Raw genomic sequence first — 23953 nt, 5'->3', positions numbered from 1 at the left:
AAGAGAGGTGAAAACGGTGCAGCATCGTCAAATCGCTTTGTTGCTGTCTATCATCCCGGGGCTCGGGCAATTTTATAACAAACAATGGATAAAAGGTTTTGTCTTTCTTTTCTTAGGCGCATCGTTTTTTGCAGTCTTTGGAGATCTGCTCAATATGGGGTTTTGGGGAATCTTTACACTGGGAACAGAAGTGCCGCGGGATAATTCCGTGTTTCTGCTGGCGGAAGGAATTATCGCTGTCATCGTGACCTGCTTTGGCCTTGCGGTATATTATGTGAATCTTCGCGATGCGTTTCAAAGCGGAAAACGGCGTGATGAAAACAAGCCATTGAGCTCCCTCAAGGAACAATACCAACATATCATTTCTCATGGCTACCCTTATGTTGTCAGCGGCCCATCTTTGTTTATTTTAATTTTCTCCGTCATCTTCCCCATCTTATTCAGCTTTGCATTAGCGTTTACAAACTATGATTTGTATCATTCTCCTCCTGCTAAATTAATTGATTGGGTGGGTTTTCAAACCTTTTCAAACATCTTCACAGTTGATATTTGGAGGTCGACTTTTTTTGATGTGCTGGCTTGGACGGTGGTTTGGACACTTGCCGCATCCACACTGCAAGTTAGTTTGGGGATTTTTCTCGCGATTATTGTCAATCAGAAAGACATTCGTTTTAAACGCTTTTTCCGGACGATTCTCATTTTGCCATGGGCCGTTCCTGGATTTGTTACGATTTTAATTTTTGCAGGGCTGTTTAATGATAGCTTCGGTGCGATGAATCACGATATCTTGGCTTTCTTCGGCATAGAGCCTCTTCCATGGATGACAGATGCCAATTGGTCGAGACTTGCGCTGATTCTTATGCAGGGCTGGCTCGGGTTTCCGTACATCTTTCTCGTCTCAACAGGCGTCTTGCAGTCCATCCCGGACGATCTGTATGAAGCAGCTACGATTGATGGCGCTTCAGTCTTCGCAAAGCTGAGATACATTACGCTTCCAATGGTGTTCATTGCCATGGCTCCGATTATCATTACTCAGTTTACGTTTAATTTTAATAACTTTAATATTATCTATCTATTCAATGGCGGCGGTCCGGCTGTAACCGGATCAACTGCCGGCGGGACAGATATCCTTGTTTCGTGGATTTATAAATTGACAATGCAGTCAAGCCAATATTCACTCGCCGCAGCTTTAACCATTTTATTATCTGTGTTTGTCATCTCCGTCGCTTTGTGGCAGTTCAGACAGACGAAGTCTTTTAAAGAGGAGGCATGAGGCATGCTGGCAGATATGAAGGTCAGAAAATATATCCGTCTCCTTCTCTCTTACTTGTTGTTAGCCTGTATGGCGGTCATCATTGTTTATCCTCTCCTTTGGACGGCAGGCGCAAGTTTTAACCCCGGCAATAGCTTGATCAGTACATCCATCATTCCGAAGCATCCGACATTCGACCATTATAAGGAATTATTTGCGGGCAAAGAAAGCCTTCAATATGTGCAGTGGTATATCAACTCAATGAAGATCAGCCTGTTTACGATGGCGGGGTCTATAATCTGTGTGACGTTTACAGCCTATGCGTTCTCGCGCTTTCGATTTAAAGGGAGAAAATACGCTTTAACTCTCTTTTTATTGCTGCAAATGATTCCTCAGTTTTCGGCTTTAATTGCCTTGTTTGTATTGGCGCAAATCTTAGGAATGATCAATAGCCACTGGCTGTTAATCTTGCTTTATATCGGAGGGCTGATCCCGATGAATACGTATTTGATGAAAGGGTACATGGATTCCATTCCGATGGATTTAGACGAAAGCGCCAAGATTGACGGGGCCAGCAGCACAAGAATCTTCTTCCAGATCATTCTGCCATTATCAAAACCGATGGCGGCAGTGGTCGCTATGAACAGTTTTACCGGCCCGCTCGGAGATTTTGTGCTGTCCTCAACGATATTGAGAACGCCTGAATCATATACATTGCCCGTAGGTCTATTCAATTTAGTGAATGATGTCATGGGGGCCAGCTATACGACATTTGCAGCCGGAGCCCTGCTTATCAGCATACCGGTTGCCGTCATCTTTATCATGCTGCAAAAGAATTTTGTGTCCGGATTAACCGCGGGGGGAACAAAAGGTTAAGGGATAAGGAGGAGAATATGATGTCAAAGCTTGAAAAAACGCACGTAACAGGGGCAAAATTTATGCTTCACGGAGGAGACTACAATCCTGATCAATGGCTGGATCGCCCTGATATTTTAGCCGATGATATCACGCTGATGAAACTTTCTCATACGAATACGTTTTCTGTCGGCATTTTTGCATGGAGCGCGCTTGAGCCAGAGGAGGGCGTATACCAATTTGAATGGCTGGACGATATTTTTGAACGAATTCACAGCATAGGCGGCAGGGTCATATTAGCAACACCAAGCGGAGCTCGTCCTGCCTGGCTGTCGCAAACCTATCCTGAAGTTTTGCGCGTCAATGCCTCCCGTGTCAAACAGCTTCACGGCGGAAGGCACAACCACTGCCTCACATCTCAAGTCTACCGTGAAAAAACACGTCACATCAATCGGTTACTAGCAGAACGATACGGCAATCATCCTGCGCTGTTAATGTGGCATATTTCAAATGAATACGGAGGAGAGTGCCACTGCGATCTATGCCAGCATGCTTTCAGGGAGTGGCTGAAATCGAAATATGACAACAGTCTCAAGGCATTGAACCATGCGTGGTGGACTCCTTTTTGGAGCCACACATTCAATGACTGGTCACAAATTGAAAGCCCTTCGCCGATCGGTGAAAACGGCTTACACGGCCTGAACTTAGACTGGCGCCGGTTCGTCACAGATCAAACGATTTCGTTTTATGAAAATGAAATCATTCCGCTGAATGAACTGACGCCTGATATCCCTATCACAACGAACTTTATGGCTGACACACCGGATTTGATTCCGTATCAGGGCCTAGACTACAGCAAATTTGCGAAGCATGTCGATGTTATCAGCTGGGACGCTTATCCGGTCTGGCACAATGACTGGGAAAGCACAGCTGATTTGGCGATGAAGGTCGGCTTTATCAATGACCTGTACCGGAGCCTGAAGCAGCAGCCTTTCTTATTAATGGAGTGTACGCCAAGCGCGGTCAATTGGCATAACGTCAACAAGGCGAAGCGCCCGGGCATGAATCTGCTGTCGTCCATGCAAATGATTGCCCACGGTTCGGACAGCGTTCTCTATTTCCAATACCGCAAATCGCGCGGATCATCAGAAAAATTGCACGGGGCAATAGTAGATCATGACAATAGCCCGAAGAACCGGGTCTTTCAAGAAGTGGCCAAAACCGGCGAAACATTAGAACGGCTGTCCGAGGTTGTCGGAACGAAGAGGCCCGCTGAAACGGCTATTTTATATGACTGGGAAAATCACTGGGCGCTCGAGGATGCTCAGGGGTTTGCGAAGGCGACAAAACGTTATGCGCAAACGCTTCAGCAGCATTACCGCACGTTCTGGGAACACGATATCCCTGTCGACGTCATCACAAAAGAACAGGATTTTTCACCATATAAACTGTTGATCGTCCCGATGCTATATTTAATCAGCGAAGACACCATTTCCCGTTTGAAAACGTTTACGGCTAACGGCGGCGCCTTAGTCATGACATATATCAGCGGGATTGTAAATGAGCATGATTTAACGTATACAGGAGGATGGCATCCGGATTTGCAAGCTATTTTCGGAATTGAGCCTCTTGAAACCGACACGCTATATCCGAAGGATCGAAATGCTGTCAGCTATCGCAGCCAAACATATGAAATGAAGGACTATGCAACCGTGATCGATGTCAAGACCGCATCAGCAGAAGCGGTGTATCAAGAAGATTTTTACGCGCGTACGCCAGCGGTGACAAGCCATCAATATCAACAGGGCAAGGCGTATTTTATCGGTGCGCGTTTGAAGGATCAATTTCACCGGGATTTTTATGAAGGGCTCATCACAGACCTGTCTCTTTCTCCTGTTTTTCCGGTTCGGCATGGAAAAGGTGTCTCCGTACAAGCGAGGCAGGATCAGGATAATGATTATATTTTTGTCATGAATTTTACGGAAGAAAAGCAGTTGGTCACGTTTGATCACAGTGTGAAGGATATGATGACAGGAGACATATTATCAGGTGACCTGACGCTGGAAAAATATGAAGTCAGAATTGTCGTAAATACACATTAGGCTGATGCTCCGCTCGATACGGGCGGATTCTTTTTCTAGCATATTTGAAAAACGCTTACTTTAGAGTGAGGGGTGGAATCATGAGGGGCAGAGTGAAAATGTTCTTTGCGGCTGCCATCGTGTGGAGTGCATTCAGTTCTACGGGAAATGCCGCTGCCATTGAGGGGCAGAAACATGTGCCTGAGCTTCGGACAGATGATCTTTTCGTTAAAAAAGTAGAGGGTATGAACAAGGACTTTATCAAAGGGGCAGATGTGTCCAGTGTTATTGCTTTAGAAAACAGCGGAGTCACCTTTTTTACAATACTAGCGGTAAACGCCAGGACATTTTTACAACCTTAAAACAAGCTGGCATCAACTATATTCGCGTCCGAATCTGGAATGACCCGTATGATTCAAATGGCAATGGGTATGGAGGGGGGAACAATGATGTTCAAAAAGCCATCGAAATCGGAAAAAGAGCCACAGCGAATGGAATGAAGGTGCTGGCCGACTTTCATTATTCTGATTTCTGGGCCGATCCTGCGAAACAGAAGGTACCCAAAGCTTGGGCGAAGCTCAGCTTTGAAGCTAAAAAAACAAAGCTCTATGAGTATACGAAACAAAGCCTGCAAAAGATGATCAAGGAAGGCGTCGACATTGGCATGGTTCAGGTCGGAAATGAAACGACAGGGGCATTTGCAGGTGAAACCGATTGGGCGAAAATGAGCCAATTATTTAATGAAGGAAGCCGCGCGGTCAGGGAGACAGACCCAGGTATTTTGGTCGCACTGCATTTTACCAATCCTGAAACGGCAGGAAGGTATTCATTTATTGCAGAAACACTTAGCAAAAACAAAGTGGATTATGATGTGTTTGCCAGCTCGTATTATCCTTTCTGGCATGGCACATTACAGAATTTGACCTCCGTGCTGAAGGCTGTTTCCGATACGTACGGCAAAAAAGTCATGGTGGCGGAGACATCATACACCTATACCGCTGAGGATGGCGATGGGCATGAAAATACAGCGCCAAAAAGCGGGCAGACGCTGCCATATCCAATTTCCGTTCAAGGCCAGGCGGATGCGATAAGAGATGTGATGCAGGCCGTAGCGAATACAGGCACGGCGGGACTTGGCGTTTTCTATTGGGAACCTGCGTGGACTCCAGTCGGGCCGAAAACACAGGTAGAGAAAAACAAAGTGCTGTGGGACACATACGGGTCAGGCTGGGCCTCCAGCTATGCTGCTGAATATGACCCTGAAGATGCTGGGAAGTGGTATGGGGGAAGTGCTGTGGATAACCAAGCTTTGTTTGATGTTAACGGACACCCGCTGCCTTCCTTGCAGGTGTTTCAATATGCGGAGTCAGGCCATACCCCGAAGAAGCGCTGAAACATAAAAATCCATGAGATGTACTATCTCATGGATCATTTTATTTTAAATCAACTAATATAAAACATTCGTCATCACTTTTATGATGGGCTTCCTTATGATGATGCAGTGATGTAAGGATTTTCTCTTTCAGGTCAGCAATAGGCAAATCGGGATGATCCTTTAATAAATCAAATAAATAACATGAAGCCGTAGGATCCATCACGCCATCCGTATATAGAAGGAGCCTTCCGCCCTCCGTGTAGGGAAGGCTGCTAGAATGAAACACCGTGTCTTCAAACATCCCGATCGGAGGCGCGGTTGCGTGCAGCGGATTTTGGGTTCCGCCGGCGCCCTGCCATAATGCTGGCGGATGTCCTGCGTTGACATAACCAATTTTTTGCCGGGCTGTATCAATCTCAAGATAAATGGCCGTGCAATAATGTCTTGCTTCCTCATCATTTTGAAACAAGCTGTGGAGGTGACGGTCTAATTCCTTCATGACTTTGACGGGACTGAGGCCTTGCGTGATCTGGCGCTGGAACAAAGGATGAAGAGACATCGTAATCATAGCAGATGAAATCCCATGGCCCATCACGTCAAGGATAATAATGCCGTAACGAGTTGCATCGATTTGATAGAATCCGTATAAATCCCCCGATAACTCACTGGATGCTTTGTAATAAGCGTCAATCTGAATCTGATCGTTTACAATCGGTTCAGTCAACGAGTTTTCTTGGATCTTTCTGGCGAGCTCAAGCTCTCTTTTGGTATTTAATTTAAATTGCTGATTTTGTTTGTTGGTTTCAAGAAGTTCTTCTTGTTTGGTCTTCAGCGTTCCCAAGGCAATTTCTAACTCTGCATTGGCTTTCTGTTTAGCAAGCAAAGCTTTCTGAGCCGCATTTTTGGCCATCAGCAGCTCATTTTCATATTCATTTCGCTTCCGCATCGGAATCAGAACACACTCGGTGACAGTTGCTCCGCGATCAGCTCTTGCAACAGCATTAACAAGAATTGGAATTTCTTCACCATCTCTTGTTTTCAAGGAAATATACATTTCTTCGATGCTGTGCTCCAGCTTTAAAAGCGGAACAAAATAAAGCTGGTAGAAAAGCTGTGCGGAAACGGTCAAAATTGTATCTATATGCTGGCCGATAACCTGTTCCTGCTCATAGTTCAAAATGTTGAGCAGGGTACGGTTGACTGCTACTATCGAACCCTCTTCTGACAAAGTGAGGAAACCGCATGGTGCATCATTCAATTGTTTGTCCATTAAGAGGGTCACCTCTATCCCTTTCGTTCCTATATCACACGTATACTTTCAAATAATCGCTGATCAGCTGTATCGTCTCTTCCGGATGGCTCATGTGGGGGCAATGCCCGCGTGCCTCCATTTGTTTCAGTCTGCTATAAGGGAGGTGCTTATGCATATACTCACCTACTGCTTCCGGTGCGATGATATCATCTGCACATTGGAGAATAAGAGAGGGAACCGTCACCTTCGAAAGATCCCCCCGGTGATCAGAAAAAAACGCGGCTTTCGCGAACTGCCGGGCAATCACAGGATCAGTAGAACAAAAACGGCTTTCAAGTTCTTCCTTGATTTCAGGCCGATCTGGCTGATTCAGAACGGTTGCCGCAAATACAGTAGCCCAGCCTATATAATTTTTCTCCATCATCTCCAGCAAACCAAGGAGCTGCTCCTCCTCAAATCCTCCGAAATACTCAGGCGGATCATTCAAATAGCAAGGAGAAGGTCCCACCATCACGATATGGGAAAACAGCTCCGGGCGGCGGATCGAAGCTAGCATGCCAATGACAGCCCCAACAGAGTGCCCCACAAACACGGTTTCTCCCAGATCTAAAGCTTCACAAACATCAAGAACATCTTGGGCATAGCCGTCAAGTGTTCCGTAACGATTCAGGTCATATGCGCGTAAATCCGAATTCCCCGAACCGACGTAATCAAATAAAATGACCTGATGTTCTTCTTCGAAGGCCGGCGCCACGGCATTCCACACACTTTGATCGCAGCCAAAACCAGGTGCAAAAATGATAGATGTTTTGCCGCTTCCCTTCACCTTCACATCATTTCGAGACAAAATCGCTTCGTTCATGATTGGCTCCTTTCAGCCGGAAAGTAAAATAAAGTTCAATATGTATATCATAACACTCGCCGTTTCAAGAGTGTGTCTTTCTATGAAAGTAAATAGCAGTTTAAAAGAAAGGGGACATCAGGCATAGGAGAGCTGGATGAATTGGAAGATGTAGAGGATGGATGGCCTAGGCACATGCGGTGGGGAAGAATATGACATTTGTCACTCTGATATCATGACACCCCATACTAACGTCATCTTCTCCGTCATTTTACAATCAATGTAAGCCATCAGGAGGTGCTCATGTGATGAATGAGATTGTATCAGTAAGCAATACGACAAAACATTTTCAGCAAAAAACAGCTGTAAACAACATCAGCTTCAGTATGAAAAAAGGAGAAATTGCAGCTATTCTCGGACCGAATGGGGCAGGGAAGACGACCGTCATCTCCATGATCCTAGGATTGCTGAAACCGAGTAAGGGAGACATCAAACTATTTAACCGGGTTCCCGATGATCAACAGGTTCGCGAAAAAATAGGCGTGATGCTGCAGGAAGTGAGTGTCATGCCGGGTCTGAAGGTGAGTGAAATCCTCGAACTCTTCCGAAGCTATTATCCGAATCCATTGTCCATGAAAGAACTCGTTTCGTTAACAGCACTCACAAAAGAAGATTTGAAAACAAGAGCAGAAAAATTATCCGGCGGACAAAAACGCCGTTTGAGCTTTGCTTTGGCTCTTGCCGGGAACCCGGAGCTGCTTATATTCGATGAACCGACAGTCGGGATGGACACTTCATCAAGACATCGATTCTGGCAGACCATTCATGGACTGGCGGATCAAGGAAAAACGATTATATTTTCAACTCATTATTTACAGGAAGCAGATGATGCCGTACAGCGAATCTTATTTTTTGCTGACGGGCGCCTTGTGGCAGACGACTCACCAATGAAACTCCGCTCAAGGATTCAAAAACAGTCTGTTTCCTTTACATTACATTCAGATGAATCCTTGGAAAGGCTGTCTCGTCACCCGGAAGTAGAGCGAGTGATCCACAAGCATAAGAGAACCATCATCCAAACATCAAATACAGACAAAGTGTTAGCGCTGATCTTTCAAGAAAACATACATGCACGCGATATCCGGATTGAGCAAGGAACGCTCGATGAGGCATTTCGCCAGCTGGCTGACGGAAACAGGGAGGCGATGTGAGTGAACATGCTGCAGAAACAAAGCATAGCTGAAATGAAAAGGGTGCTTAGGAATAAGTACTTTGTGCTTTGGTCGCTGATGATGCCGATTGCCTTTTATTATCTCTTTACCAATGTAGTGAATACCAACGTACCTGATCAACGTGCATGGGACGCCCATTACTTAATGTCGATGACAGTCTTCAGTGTGATGGGATCCTCTATCATGACGCTTGGAATCCGTATGGTTCAAGAGCGGTCACAAGGCTGGACAGCTTTTATCCGCATTACGCCTCTTCCGGATCATATCTATTTATCAGCTCAGATGATCGGCCAAAGTGTGATTCACGTTTTATCCATTACCGTCATTTTTCTGTTCGGCGCCATTATCAATGACATTGCCTTGTCACCGTTTGAATGGATCATGAGCGGACTATGGATTTTGTTTGGCGCATTGCCGTTTTTAGCGTTAGGTACACTCATCGGCCTCATGAGAAAAGTAGAAACTGCAGCCGGAATCAGTAATGTGCTTTACATGCTGCTCGCTTTAGGCGGGGGCATGTGGATGCCGTTTGAGGTCATGCCTGATATGATGCAGAACATTGGCCGGTGGCTTCCATCCTATCATTTCGGGAGCGGAGCGTGGGAACTTGTCCGAGGCGGGAGTCCAACCTGGAAAAATATTCTGGTATTAATCGCTTATTTGATGCTCTTCATGCTACTATCTAAATATATAAGAAGAAAACAAGAAGCGGTGTAATACATGAAACTCTTAACATCCATATTCCCTAGGCAATTCGGGTTTTTCCCTTATATCTTTCTGGTGTATACCATCATGCCGTTTCTTACTTTATTGAGAGAATCAGGCATCAAACAGGTGATTGGATATGGCATGCTGATCTTTTTTGTCATGGCATATCGCCAGTTGTTCTGCAGTGTCGACAGAGCTTCGTTTACGTATTGGCTTATCGTGCAAATGGCGGTTATTTTTATCTATAGTGTGTTTTACAATATCACCTATATCTATTTAGGTTTTTTCCCGGCAAACTTTGTTGGTTATTACAAAGAGAAAACAAAGTTTAACCGTGCGTTTTGCGGTTTACTCTTTATGCTGTTTTTTCCATGTTTTTATCAATTACTCGCGAATTCGGTCTCGCTCCGGGAGCTTTTTTCTGTTCTCCCGTTTCTCGTCATCATGCTCATTTCTCCATTCGGAATCCGTTCTTTGTTTCGGAGAATTGAACTCGAAACCAAGCTTGCCCAAGCCAACGAACAGATAAAAGAACTCTCCAAAAGAGAGGAGCGCGTTCGAATCGCCCGTGATCTTCACGATACCCTCGGCCATACTTTGTCGCTCCTTACATTAAAAAGTCAGCTGATTCAGCGGCTGGCAACATCTGAGCCAGAACGGACCCGGCTTGAAGCAAAAGAAATGGAAACAAGTTCACGAGCCGCACTCAAGCAGGTTCGTGAGCTGGTTTCTGATATGAGAACGGTCACGATGACGGAGGAGCTCGCCAACATTCAGCACATATTAAGAACGGGGGACATTACCTTTCAATACGAAGGGGACGAAGATTTTTCAGTAATATCGCCCGTCACGCAAAATATTATTAGCATGTGTATGCGGGAAGCCGTGACCAATATCATCAAGCACAGCAATGCCACTCACTGCGCCATCACCATTGCCCAGTTCGCTGACAAAATGCGGATTGTCATACGGGATGACGGAAAGGGAGCGGCGAAGGAGAAAACGTTTGGGAATGGCCTGCGGGGAATGGAAGAACGGCTCATGCTCATTGAAGGGGGATTAACACTTTCAGCTCATAACGGAACGATTGTGACACTGACAGTTCCCCTTATTAAAAAAGCAGAATGATAGGAGGACGAAAGGAATGATTCGTCTGTTTATTGCTGAGGACCAGCGAATGCTTTTAGGCGCTTTGGGATCTCTGCTTGATTTAGAAGAGGATATGACAGTCATCGGACAAGCATTAAACGGGGAAGAGGCGCTAGAAGCCATTTTGAAGCTGGAGCCTGATGTATGCATCATGGACATTGAAATGCCGGTTCGAAGCGGGCTGGATGTGGCAGAGGAATTCATGCAAAAAGGCTGCGGCAGCAAAGTTATTATTTTAACCACTTTTGCACGCCCCGGGTATTTTGAACGCGCCGTCAAAGCCGGCGTACATGGCTATCTGCTGAAAGACGGCGAAATTGACGATCTGGCCGACGCCATCCGAAAGTGTGTAAAGGGAAAACGAGTCTTCAGCCCGGAGCTGACGTTCAATATGATGCGAGACGAAAATCCGCTCACAGTAAGGGAGCAAGAAATTCTGCGTCTGGCGGCTTTAGGCAAGACAACGAAAGATATTACGCTGGAACTCTATTTATCTCAAGGCACAGTCCGAAACTATATATCAGAAATCATCCAAAAGCTCGATGCGAAAAATCGGACAGAAGCAGCCAGCATTGCTGAGGAAAAGGGCTGGATTTAATGTAGACCTGGTTATTTATAGCCAGGTTTTTTTGTTCATCTGGTTATTTATGGTTGCAATATTCAGTACGACTGTATATTATGGAACTATACAGTTGTACTGAATATGGAGGCCGTTATATGAATGAAAATAAGCATTTGCCGCTGACTGAGACTGTTTACTATGTACTTTTATCTTTGTTACATCCTGCTCACGGCTACATCATTATGAAAAATATTGAAGATCTTAGCGGCGGAAGAGTTAAAATGGCGCCTGGAACTCTTTATGGCGCAATCGAAAACTTATTGAAGCATCAATTGATAGAGCCTTATCCAAGTGAAGACCGCCGCAGAAAAACATACCTCATCACTGAACTTGGAAGAAGTGTATTAAGGAAGGACATGGAGAGAATGGAGCGGCTGGTTGAGATAACGAGGCAGGAATTAAATAAAAAGGGGGAGGCCATATGAAGAAATACAGATATTTTACGGACATAGACTGTGAGGAACAGTGGCTCAATAAGATGGCAGATAAGGGGTACGGATTAAAAGGAAAAGGATTTTTTTCCTATCGGTTTGCAGACGAAGCAACGTCAGACCCTTCTATCGTCAAAATAGACTATCGCACCTTTAAACATCCGGAGGATTTTACTGATTATCGCACTCTATTTGAAGACAGCGGATGGAAGCATCTTTTCAGTTCGCAAGGCCTGCATTATTTTAGAAAAGAGAACTCCAGTGCATCAGACGATATTTTTTCTGATGCAGAATCCAGAGCTGGAAGATACAAACGCTTATTTCAAGCGTACTTTGCACTTTCATTTATATTCTTATCCTTCATCCTGACTCTCTTTACTGCCAATGCTTTGAATACTGATTTATTTATCCGTCCCCAGAGTTTGTATTATACGCCGGGACTGTGGGATAAGACCGGAGCAACTTTTATTAGGGCCTTTTTGTTTGAAACACCTTTTGCACTGATGAGAGGGGGAGCGGGATGGATTGTTCTCCTCAGCGCTCTTAGCTTCTTTTATCTATTTGTGAAAACATATAAAAAGTACAGGAAGTGCCTGTATGACCATTAAAAAGTGTGTTGCACCATGAACGTCTGTCCAGTGAAACAGGCGTTTTTTATTGCAGGAATGTATAGAAAACCCTTTCCTTCTATTGTCAGAATAGTGTACGATATTCATATAGTTATTTTAACTCAGGTCATCAGATGACCAGATCATATATTGGGGATGAGAGAGGGGTTCATCATGAAAGTCTCACTTTTTGTCACTTGTCTTGTTGATATGTTTCAAACAAATGTCGGAAAAGCAACAGTTGAGCTGCTGGAGCGCCTTGGGTGTGAGGTTGATTTTCCGGAGGGTCAGATCTGCTGCGGGCAGCCGGCTTACAACAGCGGCTATGTGAATGACGCCAAAAAAGCAATGAAACGGATGATCGAAACGTTTCAGGATTCCGAATATGTCGTCAGCCCTTCCGGTTCCTGCACGACGATGTTCCGGGAGTATCCGCACCTGTTTCGGGATGACCCGAAATGGGCCGGCAAAGCGCAAAAGCTTGCCGATAAAACGTATGAACTGACGGATTTTATCGTGAACGTCCTTGGGGTAGAGGATGTCGGCGCGACCCTTCAAACAAAAGCAACCTTACATACGTCGTGCCATATGACAAGGCTGCTCGGGGTTCGGGAGGAGCCAATGAAGCTTCTGAGTCATGTGAAGGGCCTAGAATTCACAGCGCTTCCGGGCAAACATAACTGCTGCGGATTCGGAGGAACGTTCTCCGTCAAAATGGCGCAGATCTCTGAGCAGATGGTCGATGAAAAAGTCGCATGTGTGGAGGAAACGGGAGCAGAGGTGCTGATCGGTGCTGACTGCGGCTGTTTGATGAATATCGGGGGACGGCTTGATCGTAAAGACAAGAATGTCAAAGTGATGCACATCGCCGAAGTGCTCAACAGCAGATAAAACTGGATTCAGAGGGGGAAAGGATCATGGCGATGAAAATCGGTACTGACGCTTTTAAAGAGCGGGTATCACAGGGGATCGATAATGAATTTATGAGAGGTGCTGTTTCGGGGGCGCAGGAGCGTCTGCGGACACGGCGCCTTGAAGCAGCCGAAGAGCTGGGGAACTGGGAGGAGTGGCGCTCGTTATCAGAGGAAATCAGGCAGCATGTCCTTGAAAACCTCGATTTCTATCTCGGCCAGCTTGCCGAAAATGTGGCGAAAAGAGGCGGACATGTCTATTTCGCGGAAACATCGGAAGAGGCGTCTTCTTATATTCGCGATGTTATTCAAAAGAAGAACGGGAAGAAAATTGTAAAATCAAAATCAATGGTCACAGAGGAAATCAATCTAAATGAGGTGCTGGAACAGGAAGGCTGCGAAGTCGTCGAAACCGACCTCGGCGAGTATATTTTGCAGATTGATGATCATGATCCGCCTTCACATATCGTAGCGCCCGCCCTTCATAAAAATAAAGAGCAGATACGCGATGTATTTAAAGAAAGACTGGACTATCAACATACAGAAAAACCGGAAGAGCTAGTGATGCATGCGCGCGCTATCCTCCGTGAGAAGTTTCTGGAAGCGGATATCGGCATTACCGGCTGTAACTTCGCCATTGCTGATACGGGTTCTGTCAGCCTTGTGACCAATGAAGGAAATGGACGGCTTGTGAGCACCTTGCCGAAAACACAAATCACCGTCATGGGAATGGAGCGGATTGTCCCGTCATTTTCAGAATTTGAAGTACTAGTCAGCATGCTGACGAGAAGCGCTGTCGGGCAGCGGCTGACAAGTTATATTACAGCTTTGACAGGCCCTAAGCTGGAAGGGGAAGTGGACGGGCCGGAGGAATTCCATCTTGTCATCGTTGACAATGGCAGGTCCAATATTCTTGGAACGGAATTCCAGTCTGTGCTGCAATGTATCCGCTGTGCCGCCTGTATCAATGTCTGCCCTGTGTACCGCCATGTCGGCGGACACTCATACGGCTCCATCTATTCGGGGCCGATCGGAGCGGTTTTATCACCATTGCTCGGCGGTTATGACGATTTTAAGGAGCTGCCGTACGCGTCTACATTGTGCGCGGCTTGTTCAGAAGCCTGTCCAGTCAAAATTCCGCTTCATGAGCTGCTTCTCAAGCATCGTCAGAACATCGTCGAAAAAGAAGGCAGAGCGCCGATCAGTGAAAAGCTGGCGATGAAAGCGTTCGGACTTGGCGCGTCCTCTTTGTCGCTCTATAAACTGGGTTCAAAATGGGCGCCAGCCGCCATGACGCCTTTTACAGAGGACGAAAAAATTTCGAAAGGGCCCGGCCCGCTCAAAAGCTGGACACAGATCCGTGACTTCCCAGCACCGCATAAATCGAGATTCAGAGATTGGTTTACAGACAGAGAAACAAGTGAACGCACGAAGGAGGAGCAGTGATGACGAAGGGAACCGTTCAGAATCAGGAGAGCTTTTTAAACCGGATCGCATCACGTCTGGGCCGTGAAAGAAGAACAGGAGGCGTGGCAGTCCCTGAGTGGGCGCATCAACCGCAGTATCAAACACTTAAAGGTTATTCAGCGGATGACTTAGTCACAGTCCTTAAAAACCATTGCGTCAAAATCCATACAGAGCTGATTGAAACGGATTCAACCGGCCTTTACGATGCCCTCCGCGAGCAGGTCAGCCGGTTTTCCGGAGGCCCTGTCATCATTCCGAAGGACCCCCGCTTTGAAGCATACGGACTAAAAAGCCTGCTCACCAAAGACTGGCCGAACGATGGAACGCCGGTCTGGGAGTGGGATGCTTCTAAAGGTGAAGAGAATATCAAAAAAGCGGAGCAAGCCAATGTAGGAATTACATTCAGTGAAATCACACTGGCAGAGTCGGGGACGGTTGTTCTCTTTTCCTCAAAAGACATCGGCCGGTCTGTCAGCCTTCTGCCGACGACCTATATTGCGATTGTCCCGAAATCAAGCATCGTGCCGAGAATGACGCAAGCCAGTGATATCATCCGCCAAAACATTGCGGACGGCGTCACTGTTCCTTCATGCATCAACTATATTACTGGACCGAGTAACTCAGCCGACATTGAAATGGATTTGGTTGTTGGGGTACACGGACCTGTAAAAGCCGCATACATTCTCGTCTCTGACCGCTGATCTAAAAAAGCCCGGCAGCATATGCCGGGCTTTTAGCTTGAAAAAACTTCATTTTCCAAAAATTTGGCCGATGAGAAGAGTATGACTTGAAAAAGGAGGAAATGCGATGAAAAAATGGCTGATTATAGCTGTTTCACTGGCGATTGCGATCGTGCTGTTTATGTATACAAAAACAGAAGCGAAGGCAGCAGGCGTGACATTAGGCTACACGACTGGGGATACGGCCTCATACAATTCTCTTACGAAATATCATACATACATGAATTCCATCGCTACAGATACGTTTGCGTTTGAAAAAAACGGACAAGTCATTGGCGATGCCCCAAGCAAGCAGCTAACATATGCGAAAAAGAAAAAAATCAAGACATGGGCTGTCATTTCAAACTATAATGACGCCATTTACGATTTTGACGGGGGTTTAGCCAAGCGGGTCATGAGTAATAAAACAGCGAAAAAACGATTCACAGATCAGCTAATAGCACTGGCCAAAAAGCACTCATACTACGGTATCAATATCGATTTTGAAGCAGTGAATCCAGAAGACCGATCCAAATACTCGCGCTTCATTCAAGATGTCTCACAGGCTCTGAAAAAGAAACATATTAAAACAATGGTTTCTGTTCCTGCCAAAAGCGCCGATGATCAAAATGATGACTGGAGCTGGCCGTATGATTATGCGAAAATCGGTAAATATGCGGATTACGTGCAGGTGATGACTTACGATGAACACGGCATTTGGGGCGATCCGGGATCAGTGGCGAGCACAAGCTGGATCAAAAGCTCTCTGCAGTTTTCAGTCAAAAAAATCAAAGCCAATAAAGTCATCATGGGAATCCCGGCGTACGGCTATGACTGGAATGTGAAAGACGGAAGCGGCAGCACAATGCGGGAATGGAATGAACTCAAGTCCCTTATCAAAAAACAAAAAGCAAAGCCGGCATTCAACAAAAAAACAGGTTCGATGACGTTTTCTTACGTTGACAAAAAGAAGCATAAACATGTCGTGTGGTATGAAAACGAAAAAACCATACAAACGAAAAGCCATCTAGCAAAGCAATATAATATAGCAGGAGTCTCAGTCTACGCATTAGGAAACGAGTCAGAATCCTTTTGGAAAGCCATTCAAAAAGGGACAAAATAACAATTTCTTTTTTTCTGAAGTTATTGACAGGGAAAAGAGAAGCACGTATATTATGTTAATATATTCAGATCGTAAAATTTAAGTTTTTCAGAAAACTAAAACACATAGATTGGGAGCAGTAAAAGAAAGGTATCAGAACAGAGAGCTGCGGGATGGTGAGACGCAGCCTGATTCTTCTTTGAACTCGCCCGGGAGTGGTAAGACGAAACGGAATAGATTGAATATTCCCCATGTTTTAACGGCTAACCTTCGTTACAGGTCAAAAGCTGGATTCTTCATGAAGAATCAACAAGAGTGGTACCGCGGTCAGCCGAAGGCTCGTCGTCTCTTTATCTATTAGATTAGATAGGAGACGGCGGGCTTTTTTGTTTTTGAAAACGAGAAGGAGAGGTACAAGAAGATGAAAAAGGACAATCAGACGTTAAAACGCACGATGACGTCCCGCCATATTATGATGATGGCGCTGGGCGGAGCAATCGGCGCAGGTTTATTTAAAGGGAGCAGCTCAGCGATTGATGTGGCAGGGCCATCTGTCATTATCGCTTACCTGCTCGGCGGCATTATTTTGCTGTTTATTATGCAAGGGCTCGCGGAAATGGCTGTGCGCAACCGAAATGCCAGAACCTTCCGGGATCTTGTTCAGCAAGTATTAGGAAATTACGCTGCTTATTTCTTGGATTGGATATACTGGAAAATGTGGGTGCTTAATATTGCGGCTGAAGCTGTTGTGGCTGCGATCTTTATTCAATATTGGCTGCCGGGCTGCCCGATCTGGGTTTTGGCATTAGGGATTTCTCTTATCGTCACGATTGTGAACTTGCTTTCTGTTAAAATCTTTGCCGAAACCGAATATTGGCTGGCAATGATCAAGATTACTGTTATTATTGTCTTTATTATATTAGGATTGTTGCTCTTATTTGTATCATTCGGTGATCATACAGCTGCCGGGTTTTCAAACCTGACAGAGCACGGCGGATTTTTCCCGCACGGCGGCACAGGGCTGATTGCGGCGATGCTTGTCGTGATCTACTCTTACGGCGGTACAGAAATTATTGGTGTGACGCTTGCTGAGACAAAGAACCCGGAAAAGGTTGTCCCGAAAGCTGTTCGAAGCACACTGACACGGATTGTCGCATTCTACCTGCTGCCGTTTTTCATCATCGTCAGCCTGATTCCATGGAATCAAGTGAATGCCGTTCCGGAAAGTCCTTTCGTGATGGTCTTTAAAATGGTAGGTATTCCGGGCGCGGATCATATCATGAACGCAGTCATCCTGCTGGCAATCATTTCTTCTATGAATTCAGGTTTATACGGATCATCCCGCATTTTATATACACAGGCTACTGACGGTAGGCTTCCGAAGATCTTTTCGAAGCTTTCATCGAAAAACGTACCGATGTTTGCGATTCTGATGTGCACTTCCTCTTTATATATAGGCGTATTGATTTCTCTGTTCGCAGGAAGCCAAACGTTTAATTACTTAATGGGGTCATTGGGATATACCGTTTTATTCATTTGGCTGATCATCGGCTTCGCTCATTTGAAATCGAGAAAAGGGCAAACAGAAACACCGGCCTATTATGTAAAATGGTTCCCGTACACCACATGGTTTGCGATACTGGCGTTACTCGCGATTCTGATCGGGGTCATCCTGACAACGTCAATTGTCATTACCAGCATTACTGCGGCGATCTACCTTTTGATTACAGTTGCATATGTGGTCAAAGGGCGCAAGCATCAGTAAATAAGGAACCCTCTTGTCATATCCGACAAGAGGGTTTTTATTATTGTGCAGCCTTCTTATTTACACAGATCGCCGCTGCTTTTTGTGCTTTTGATTTTGAATTCACGAGGCAGATGCTCGTCACAATCAGCAGCAGCCCCGCCAAGAGGCTATAGGTGAGCGGTTCATGCAGGAAAATGGAGCTGGCCACGATCGAAATGAGCGGAATCAAAAAGGTGTAGGATGCGACCTTGCTTGCTTCTCCTGAACCGACAAGTGTAAAAAAGATAAGCCAACCGAGCGCGATAACGAGGAATTATTGAGATGGCGCAGGGGCTATTTGGGCCTGAATAACGGTGCCAATCCGCTCATTTTATATTGTTCGAATTTCATCGAAACAAATTCTTTTATTCCTGATTGCAGTTGTGTTATGGTGTGAGAGAAGTCCTTTCGATCATGACTTGACAGCTTGAGGCTGTTTACTGATATCACAATTGCAAAGGAGAAAAACATGTCTACTCAACAACGCAAAGATACCTTGCTTTCTGTCTTGAATTTATCTCCGGTTGTTCAGGGAGGAACGATTGCAGAATCATTCCGAAACAGCATGGACTTGGCGCGCCGTGCGGAGGAATGGGGCTATCACCGCTACTGGCTCGCTGAGCATCATAATATAGAAGGTGTCGCAAGCTCTGCCACCGCAGTTCTGATCGGCCATATTGCCGGCGGCACAAAGAAAATTCGCGTCGGCTCCGGCGGCATTATGCTTCCGAACCACTCTTCACTAGTGATTGCTGAGCAATTCGGCACACTGGAAACGCTGTATCCCGGACGGATTGATCTGGGGCTCGGACGTGCGCCGGGAACAGACCAATTGACAGCAAGAGCGCTTCGCAGAAACATCAGCAGCGGTGAAGATTTCCCGGAACAATTAGAGGAACTGCGCAATTACTTTAAACCGTCAGGAAATGTGCGCAATCAAGTCCGCGCCATTCCTGGAGAGGGCATAGATGTGCCGATTTGGCTGCTGGGCTCAAGCGGCTTCAGCGCCCGTCTGGCAGGTGAACTGGGTCTTCCGTTTGCATTCGCCGCTCATTTCTCGCCGGCGAATACCGTTCCCGCTCTGGAGTTGTACCGCAATTCGTTTACGCCGTCAGAAGTGCTCGACGAACCGTATGCGATGGTCGGTGTCACCATTATTGCGGCAGATACAAACGAGAAAGCGCAGCATCTTGCGACTTCGCACTATCAAAGATTTCTTGATCTTGTCCGCGGCACGCCGAACCAGCTAAAGCCGCCTGTTGAGGATATGGATCAAATCTGGAGTCCATATGAAAAAGCGATGGTCAATGAGCAGCTGAGCTCCACGATTGTCGGCGGCCCTGAAGAAGTGAAGGCGAAGCTCGAAGACTTTGTCAAAACGACGCAGGCTGATGAAATTATGGTCAACTCAGAAACCTTTGAACACGCAGACAGAATGCGTTCGTTTGAAATCATTGCAGACGTTTGGAAAAACAGATAACAGCTATAAAAAAAAGCAATGTAGCGGGGAGACCGATACATTGCTTTTTTATTCATTCAGTTTTCGTGCCGAATGGCGGATGATTAATTCAGGTTCAAAAATGACATCTTCCTGCTTTGGCTTTTTATGCTCCAGACAGTCAATGACATATTTCGCCGCTGCTTTTCCAAGCACGGATTTCGGGTGCTTGACAGAGGTTAATTTGACCTCGGAAATTTGCGCAAAATGCGAATCGTCATACCCGACGATAGACATATCCTCCGGCACTTTGATATCCATCTCGCGCAGCATATCAATCACCTTCAGCGCAATTTCATCGTTATAACAAAGAATGGCTGTTGGCATGTGCTTGCTGTTTTTTTCCAATGTAGCCTTTACTTTCTCCAGCAGTCTTGATTCTTTTTCTTCTGTCGTAAACGTCACGATCATATCCGGAGAAGGGAATAACTCACGCTCCCGGTGTGCCTGTATAAACCCGTTCATCCGCTTCACACCTTGTGTGTCATCAGCTTTAAAAATACCCATTATGTGCGTGTGGCCGAGAGAAATGAGATGCTCCGCCGCCATCATGCCGCCTTTCACATCATCCAAGGTAAAACTTGGTGCGGCAAGCTCAGCATAGGACGCGTTAATCATCGCAAAAGGAATGCCGTTTTTCTCCAAATTCAGATAGTAGCCGATGTTCGGCGTTTGCAGGGCGCTTTTTGTCGGTTCCACGATGAGTCCGTCAATATGCTGGGACAGCAGGTTTTCTAACCCTCTTCTTTCATTGTCAGGGTTGTTGTTTGTGCTGGTCAGCAGCATGGAGTATCCCTGCTCGCTTAAATAAGACTCGATTCCTCTGATGATGCTCGGGAAAATATAGTCTGACATGTAAGTTGTCAGAACACCGATCGTTTTATTGGAATGCAGCGCTGACTTAGCAGAGCGTGAAGCGACAAAGGTGCCCCCGCCTTGTACACTGTACAGCAGACCTTGTGATACGAGGTCTCCGATCGCTTTGCGAATAGTATGCCGGCTGACGCCAAATTGCTGCATTAATTCATTTTCGGTAGGGATCTTTTGATCAGGCAGTATTTTGCCTTGGTTAATCCATGAACTGATTTCTTCTTTTACTTGCGCGTATTTTGGTAACATATCCATTCCTCCAAAATGTATACGGACAAATTTTAGTATATCACAGCATTCTTTGTAAGAAAACATTGACAGAAAATACAAACAGGATTATTCTATATTTGTACGTACTAATTAAATGAAATTTTCGTTAAATTTTAATATAAGTACGTACAATTGCATAGGGAAATGAAAACGCTTTACTCAACATTCGGGAGGGCAGGGAAATGAAGAATACTCCAACTCAATTAGAACCAAATGCTCCTGTAACAAGAAGCCATTCAATGGGATTTGTCATTTTGATCTCATGCGCGGCGGGACTTGGCGGCTTATTGTACGGCTATGACACGGCAGTGATTTCAGGCGCCATCGGTTTTTTGAAAGATTTATACAGCCTGACTCCGTTTATGGAAGGACTTGTGATTTCCAGCATTATGATCGGAGGAGTGGCGGGCGTCGGAATATCCGGATTTTTAAGCGACAGGTTCGGACGGAGAAAAATTTTAATGACAGCTGCTTTGTTATTTGCGATATCAGCCATCGTTTCAGCACTTTCTCAAGACGTGTCAACTCTAATTATTGCAAGGATTATCGGTGGCCTCGGGATTGGGATGGGCTCATCACTCTCAGTTACGTATATTACGGAAGCCGCGCCGCCTGCCATACGCGGAAGCCTTTCTTCCTTATATCAGCTCTTTACGATATTGGGTATTTCCGCAACGTACTTTATTAATCTCGCTGTGCAGCGGTCCGGAACATATGAATGGGGTGTGCACACCGGCTGGAGATGGATGCTCGCTTATGGAATGGTGCCGTCTGTGATCTTTTTCCTCGTATTGCTCGTTGTGCCGGAAAGTCCGAGATGGCTGGCGAAAGCGGGCAAAACAAATGAAGCGCTAAAGATACTGACACGTATTAATGGAGAAACTGTTGCAAAAGAAGAATTAAGGAATATTGAGAACTCTTTAAAAATAGAACAAATGGGATCGCTCTCCCAGCTTTTCAAGCCAGGGCTCAGAAAGGCGCTTTTCATCGGAATCCTGCTGGCGCTGTTTAACCAAGTCATCGGCATGAACGCAATTACCTACTACGGGCCGGAAATTTTTAAAATGATGGGATTCGGACAAAATGCCGGATTTGTGACAACCTGTATCGTCGGGGTTGTAGAAGTCATTTTTACCGTTATTGCGGTGCTGTTGATTGATAAAGTCGGACGAAAAAAACTGATGTCAATCGGATCTGCTTTTATGGCTATTTTTATGATCTTAATCGGAACGTCGTTCTACTTTCAGTTAACAAGCGGACTTATGTTGATCTTCTTTATTTTAGGTTTTGTGGCGGCATTTTGTGTATCTGTAGGGCCGATCACATGGATTATGATTTCTGAAATCTTCCCGAACCATCTGCGTGCGCGGGCCGCAGGCATTGCAACCATCTTTTTATGGGGAGCAAACTGGGCGATCGGACAGTTTGTGCCAATGATGATCGACTCATTCGGGCTCGCCTATACATTCTGGATTTTTGCGGTGATTAACGTCCTTTGCTTCCTGTTTGTTGTTACGATCTGTCCGGAAACGAAGAACAAATCGCTCGAAGAGATTGAAAAGCTCTGGATAAAATGAAAACGCTTTAAAAAAAGAAGGCCCTTTCTTTTGGAAGGGCTGTTTATGTTGGGATGCACCTTTTGGCGTTTTCTGTATAAGATATAGATATATAGGAAAAAATAGTGCTGGATAAAACGCTGCGGCATGAAAACTCTGCGAATATTGTCGATGAATTGACTCTTAACAGTTGAATAAACAATTCCACCCTGTTAAAATAATTAAAGAAAGCAGAAATAATTTTTTTTGGCTATGATGGGACGTTTTTTGTCATAGCGGGACATATAATGTCCAGCAAAAAAAGGAAGGAACGTTTGAGTCATGAACCAGTTAATACAAGCTCAAAAAAAATTATTGCCTGATCTTCTGCTCGTTATGCAAAAGAGGTTTGAAATCTTGCAGTATATCAGGCTGACAGAACCCATCGGGCGAAGAAGCCTGTCTGCCAGTCTCGGAATCAGCGAGCGTGTGCTGAGGGGCGAGGTTCAGTTTTTAAAGGAACAGAACCTGGTCGATATTAAAACTAACGGCATGACATTGACAGAAGAGGGTTATGAACTGCTTTCCGTTCTGGAAGATACGATGAAAGATGTTTTAGGTTTGACTCTTTTGGAAAAGACATTAAAAGAACGTTTAAATCTAAAGGATGCCATTATCGTGTCCGGAGACAGCGATCAATCCCCATGGGTCAAAAAAGAAATGGGAAGAGCAGCTGTCGCATGTATGAAAAAAAGATTTTCAGGCAAAAATATCGTCGCTGTAACTGGCGGTACGACAATTGAAGCTGTCGCCGAAATGATGACGCCGGATTCTAAAAACCGCGAGCTTTTGTTTGTGCCTGCAAGAGGCGGTTTAGGCGAAGACGTGAAAAACCAGGCGAACACCATATGCGCGCATATGGCGGAAAAGGCTTCAGGCACTTACCGGCTTTTGTTTGTTCCGGGACAGCTGTCACAAGGCGCCTATTCATCTATTATTGAAGAACCTTCTGTCAAAGAGGTGCTGAACACGATTAAATCAGCGAGTATGCTGGTTCACGGAATCGGCGAAGCTAAAACTATGGCTCAGCGGAGAAACACACCTTTAGAAGACTTAAAGAAAATAGATGATAACGACGCGGTGACAGAAGCGTTTGGCTACTATTTTAACGTGGACGGCGAAGTGGTCCACAAAGTGCATTCTGTCGGAATGCAGCTGGATGACATAGACGCCATCCCCGATATTATTGCGGTAGCGGGCGGATCATCAAAAGCCGAGGCGATCGAGGCTTACTTTAAAAAGCCCCGAAACACGGTTCTCGTCACAGACGAAGGAGCCGCAAAGAAGTTATTAAGGGATGAATAATCCCTCAATATAAATATCTCTCAC

General features: G+C 45.5%; 20 protein-coding genes, 2 pseudogenes and 1 other annotated feature. Of the genes and pseudogenes, 18 read left to right on the top strand and 4 right to left on the bottom strand.

All coding sequences use genetic code 11. The features are described from left to right. Positions 1-16: 16 nt before the first annotated feature. The 4 genes and pseudogenes from ganP (at position 17) to Q5C82_RS00170 (ending at position 5581) form a co-directional block, all read left to right on the top strand. Complete coding sequence (gene ganP / locus Q5C82_RS00185) at positions 17-1273, top strand: arabinogalactan oligomer ABC transporter permease GanP (RefSeq protein ID WP_003219911.1); 1257 nt, start codon at positions 17-19, stop codon at positions 1271-1273. Positions 1274-1276: 3 nt separating this feature from the next. Then, the gene (gene ganQ / locus Q5C82_RS00180) at positions 1277-2128 is read left to right on the top strand and encodes an arabinogalactan oligomer ABC transporter permease GanQ (RefSeq protein WP_003219912.1); all 852 of its coding nucleotides are present in this window, start codon (positions 1277-1279) and stop codon (positions 2126-2128) included. Between the two features lie 17 nt (positions 2129-2145). Next, positions 2146-4209 (top strand): beta-galactosidase GanA, encoded by a 2064-nt coding sequence (gene ganA / locus Q5C82_RS00175; protein WP_079996465.1) that lies wholly within the window; start codon positions 2146-2148, stop codon positions 4207-4209. An 80-nt stretch (positions 4210-4289) separates the two neighbouring features. Next, positions 4290-5581: pseudogene (locus Q5C82_RS00170) on the top strand (arabinogalactan endo-1,4-beta-galactosidase). 40 nt (positions 5582-5621) lie between these two features. Here Q5C82_RS00170 and Q5C82_RS00165 read toward each other — a convergent pair. Further along, positions 5622-6833, bottom strand: a complete 1212-nt coding sequence (locus Q5C82_RS00165) for a PP2C family protein-serine/threonine phosphatase (protein WP_003219916.1) — start codon at positions 6831-6833, stop codon at positions 5622-5624. A gap of 34 nt (positions 6834-6867) precedes the next feature. Further along, positions 6868-7677: an alpha/beta fold hydrolase gene (locus Q5C82_RS00160; protein WP_003219918.1), complete on the bottom strand. Its 810-nt coding sequence runs from the start codon at positions 7675-7677 to the stop codon at positions 6868-6870. A 284-nt stretch (positions 7678-7961) separates the two neighbouring features. Here Q5C82_RS00160 and Q5C82_RS00155 point away from each other — a divergent pair, with 284 nt between their 5' ends. The 11 genes from Q5C82_RS00155 to Q5C82_RS00105 all read left to right on the top strand — a co-directional run bounded on the left by Q5C82_RS00155 (position 7962) and on the right by Q5C82_RS00105 (position 18370). Then, positions 7962-8867 (top strand): ABC transporter ATP-binding protein, encoded by a 906-nt coding sequence (locus tag Q5C82_RS00155; protein ID WP_079996464.1) that lies wholly within the window; start codon positions 7962-7964, stop codon positions 8865-8867. Then, positions 8868-9605, top strand: coding sequence for an ABC transporter permease (locus tag Q5C82_RS00150; RefSeq protein ID WP_003219923.1), 738 nt, complete (start codon positions 8868-8870; stop codon positions 9603-9605). It abuts the gene before it with no gap. Positions 9606-9608: 3 nt separating this feature from the next. Then, positions 9609-10724, top strand: a complete 1116-nt coding sequence (locus Q5C82_RS00145) for a sensor histidine kinase (RefSeq protein ID WP_032727284.1) — start codon at positions 9609-9611, stop codon at positions 10722-10724. Positions 10725-10740: 16 nt separating this feature from the next. Further along, on the top strand, positions 10741-11343 hold the full coding sequence (gene yvfU, locus Q5C82_RS00140) for a two-component system response regulator YvfU (protein WP_003219927.1): 603 nt from the start codon (positions 10741-10743) through the stop codon (positions 11341-11343). Between the two features lie 119 nt (positions 11344-11462). Next, a complete protein-coding gene (locus Q5C82_RS00135; RefSeq protein ID WP_003219929.1) occupies positions 11463-11792 on the top strand; it encodes a PadR family transcriptional regulator in 330 nt (109 codons plus the stop codon). Continuing rightward, positions 11789-12406 (top strand): DUF2812 domain-containing protein, encoded by a 618-nt coding sequence (locus tag Q5C82_RS00130; RefSeq protein WP_003219931.1) that lies wholly within the window; start codon positions 11789-11791, stop codon positions 12404-12406. The genes Q5C82_RS00135 and Q5C82_RS00130 overlap by 4 nt, the downstream gene beginning before the upstream one ends. A 174-nt stretch (positions 12407-12580) precedes the next feature. After that, positions 12581-13297 carry a lactate utilization iron-sulfur protein LutA gene (lutA, locus tag Q5C82_RS00125; protein WP_003219934.1) on the top strand — a complete coding sequence of 239 codons (717 nt, stop codon included), beginning with the start codon at positions 12581-12583 and terminating at the stop codon, positions 13295-13297. 26 nt (positions 13298-13323) lie between these two features. After that, positions 13324-14763: a lactate utilization iron-sulfur protein LutB gene (lutB, locus tag Q5C82_RS00120; RefSeq protein ID WP_003219936.1), complete on the top strand. Its 1440-nt coding sequence runs from the start codon at positions 13324-13326 to the stop codon at positions 14761-14763. After that, positions 14763-15485 (top strand): lactate utilization protein LutC, encoded by a 723-nt coding sequence (lutC, locus tag Q5C82_RS00115; protein WP_003219938.1) that lies wholly within the window; start codon positions 14763-14765, stop codon positions 15483-15485. Before lutB ends, lutC begins: the two co-directional genes overlap by 1 nt. A 106-nt stretch (positions 15486-15591) precedes the next feature. Beyond that, positions 15592-16626, top strand: coding sequence for a glycosyl hydrolase family 18 protein (locus tag Q5C82_RS00110; protein WP_003219941.1), 1035 nt, complete (start codon positions 15592-15594; stop codon positions 16624-16626). Between the two features lie 96 nt (positions 16627-16722). After that, positions 16723-16958 (top strand) — a binding site (T-box leader). Positions 16959-17026: 68 nt separating this feature from the next. After that, positions 17027-18370, top strand: a complete 1344-nt coding sequence (locus Q5C82_RS00105; protein ID WP_003219943.1) for an amino acid permease — start codon at positions 17027-17029, stop codon at positions 18368-18370. A 40-nt stretch (positions 18371-18410) separates the two neighbouring features. On the opposite strand, the pseudogene Q5C82_RS00100 reads toward Q5C82_RS00105, so the two are convergent. Next, a pseudogene (locus tag Q5C82_RS00100) lies at positions 18411-18659 on the bottom strand (EamA family transporter); the annotation flags it as partial. Positions 18660-18860: 201 nt separating this feature from the next. Between Q5C82_RS00100 and Q5C82_RS00095 the strand changes: the two are divergent. Continuing rightward, complete coding sequence (locus Q5C82_RS00095) at positions 18861-19871, top strand: LLM class flavin-dependent oxidoreductase (RefSeq protein ID WP_003219947.1); 1011 nt, start codon at positions 18861-18863, stop codon at positions 19869-19871. A 48-nt stretch (positions 19872-19919) separates the two neighbouring features. Here Q5C82_RS00095 and araR read toward each other — a convergent pair whose 3' ends face one another. After that, positions 19920-21008, bottom strand: coding sequence for an arabinose utilization transcriptional regulator AraR (gene araR, locus Q5C82_RS00090; RefSeq protein ID WP_003219950.1), 1089 nt, complete (start codon positions 21006-21008; stop codon positions 19920-19922). A gap of 203 nt (positions 21009-21211) precedes the next feature. Here araR and araE point away from each other — a divergent pair, with 203 nt between their 5' ends. Together araE and cggR are read left to right on the top strand one after the other, a co-directional pair. Next, positions 21212-22606 (top strand): arabinose-proton symporter AraE, encoded by a 1395-nt coding sequence (araE, locus tag Q5C82_RS00085; protein ID WP_003219952.1) that lies wholly within the window; start codon positions 21212-21214, stop codon positions 22604-22606. A gap of 300 nt (positions 22607-22906) precedes the next feature. After that, on the top strand, positions 22907-23929 hold the full coding sequence (gene cggR / locus Q5C82_RS00080; protein ID WP_003219954.1) for a gapA transcriptional regulator CggR: 1023 nt from the start codon (positions 22907-22909) through the stop codon (positions 23927-23929). Positions 23930-23953: the final 24 nt, after the last annotated feature.

It is taken from the genome of uncultured Bacillus sp., assembly GCF_958411575.1.
GTDB classification, from domain to species: Bacteria; Bacillota; Bacilli; order Bacillales; family Bacillaceae; genus Bacillus; species Bacillus spizizenii.
The sequence above is the reverse complement of the archived record's forward strand: the minus strand, read 5'-3'. Positions and strand labels throughout refer to the sequence as shown.

Excerpts from the sequence above, each read along its gene's own strand:
- Q5C82_RS00165 (WP_003219916.1), bottom strand. The coding sequence starts at position 6,833 with ATGGACAAACAATTGAATGATGCACCATGCGGTTTCCTCACTTTGTCA.
- araR (WP_003219950.1), bottom strand. The coding sequence starts at position 21,008 with ATGTTACCAAAATACGCGCAAGTAAAAGAAGAAATCAGTTCATGGATT.
- Q5C82_RS00095 (WP_003219947.1), top strand. The coding sequence starts at position 18,861 with ATGTCTACTCAACAACGCAAAGATACCTTGCTTTCTGTCTTGAATTTA.
- ganA (WP_079996465.1), top strand. The coding sequence starts at position 2,146 with ATGATGTCAAAGCTTGAAAAAACGCACGTAACAGGGGCAAAATTTATG.
- Q5C82_RS00105 (WP_003219943.1), top strand. The coding sequence starts at position 17,027 with ATGAAAAAGGACAATCAGACGTTAAAACGCACGATGACGTCCCGCCAT.
- yvfU (WP_003219927.1), top strand. The coding sequence starts at position 10,741 with ATGATTCGTCTGTTTATTGCTGAGGACCAGCGAATGCTTTTAGGCGCT.
- Q5C82_RS00130 (WP_003219931.1), top strand. The coding sequence starts at position 11,789 with ATGAAGAAATACAGATATTTTACGGACATAGACTGTGAGGAACAGTGG.
- ganQ (WP_003219912.1), top strand. The coding sequence starts at position 1,277 with ATGCTGGCAGATATGAAGGTCAGAAAATATATCCGTCTCCTTCTCTCT.
- Q5C82_RS00135 (WP_003219929.1), top strand. The coding sequence starts at position 11,463 with ATGAATGAAAATAAGCATTTGCCGCTGACTGAGACTGTTTACTATGTA.
- cggR (WP_003219954.1), top strand. The coding sequence starts at position 22,907 with ATGAACCAGTTAATACAAGCTCAAAAAAAATTATTGCCTGATCTTCTG.
- Q5C82_RS00110 (WP_003219941.1), top strand. The coding sequence starts at position 15,592 with ATGAAAAAATGGCTGATTATAGCTGTTTCACTGGCGATTGCGATCGTG.
- lutA (WP_003219934.1), top strand. The coding sequence starts at position 12,581 with ATGAAAGTCTCACTTTTTGTCACTTGTCTTGTTGATATGTTTCAAACA.
- araE (WP_003219952.1), top strand. The coding sequence starts at position 21,212 with ATGAAGAATACTCCAACTCAATTAGAACCAAATGCTCCTGTAACAAGA.
- lutB (WP_003219936.1), top strand. The coding sequence starts at position 13,324 with ATGGCGATGAAAATCGGTACTGACGCTTTTAAAGAGCGGGTATCACAG.
- lutC (WP_003219938.1), top strand. The coding sequence starts at position 14,763 with ATGACGAAGGGAACCGTTCAGAATCAGGAGAGCTTTTTAAACCGGATC.
- Q5C82_RS00160 (WP_003219918.1), bottom strand. The coding sequence starts at position 7,677 with ATGAACGAAGCGATTTTGTCTCGAAATGATGTGAAGGTGAAGGGAAGC.
- Q5C82_RS00145 (WP_032727284.1), top strand. The coding sequence starts at position 9,609 with ATGAAACTCTTAACATCCATATTCCCTAGGCAATTCGGGTTTTTCCCT.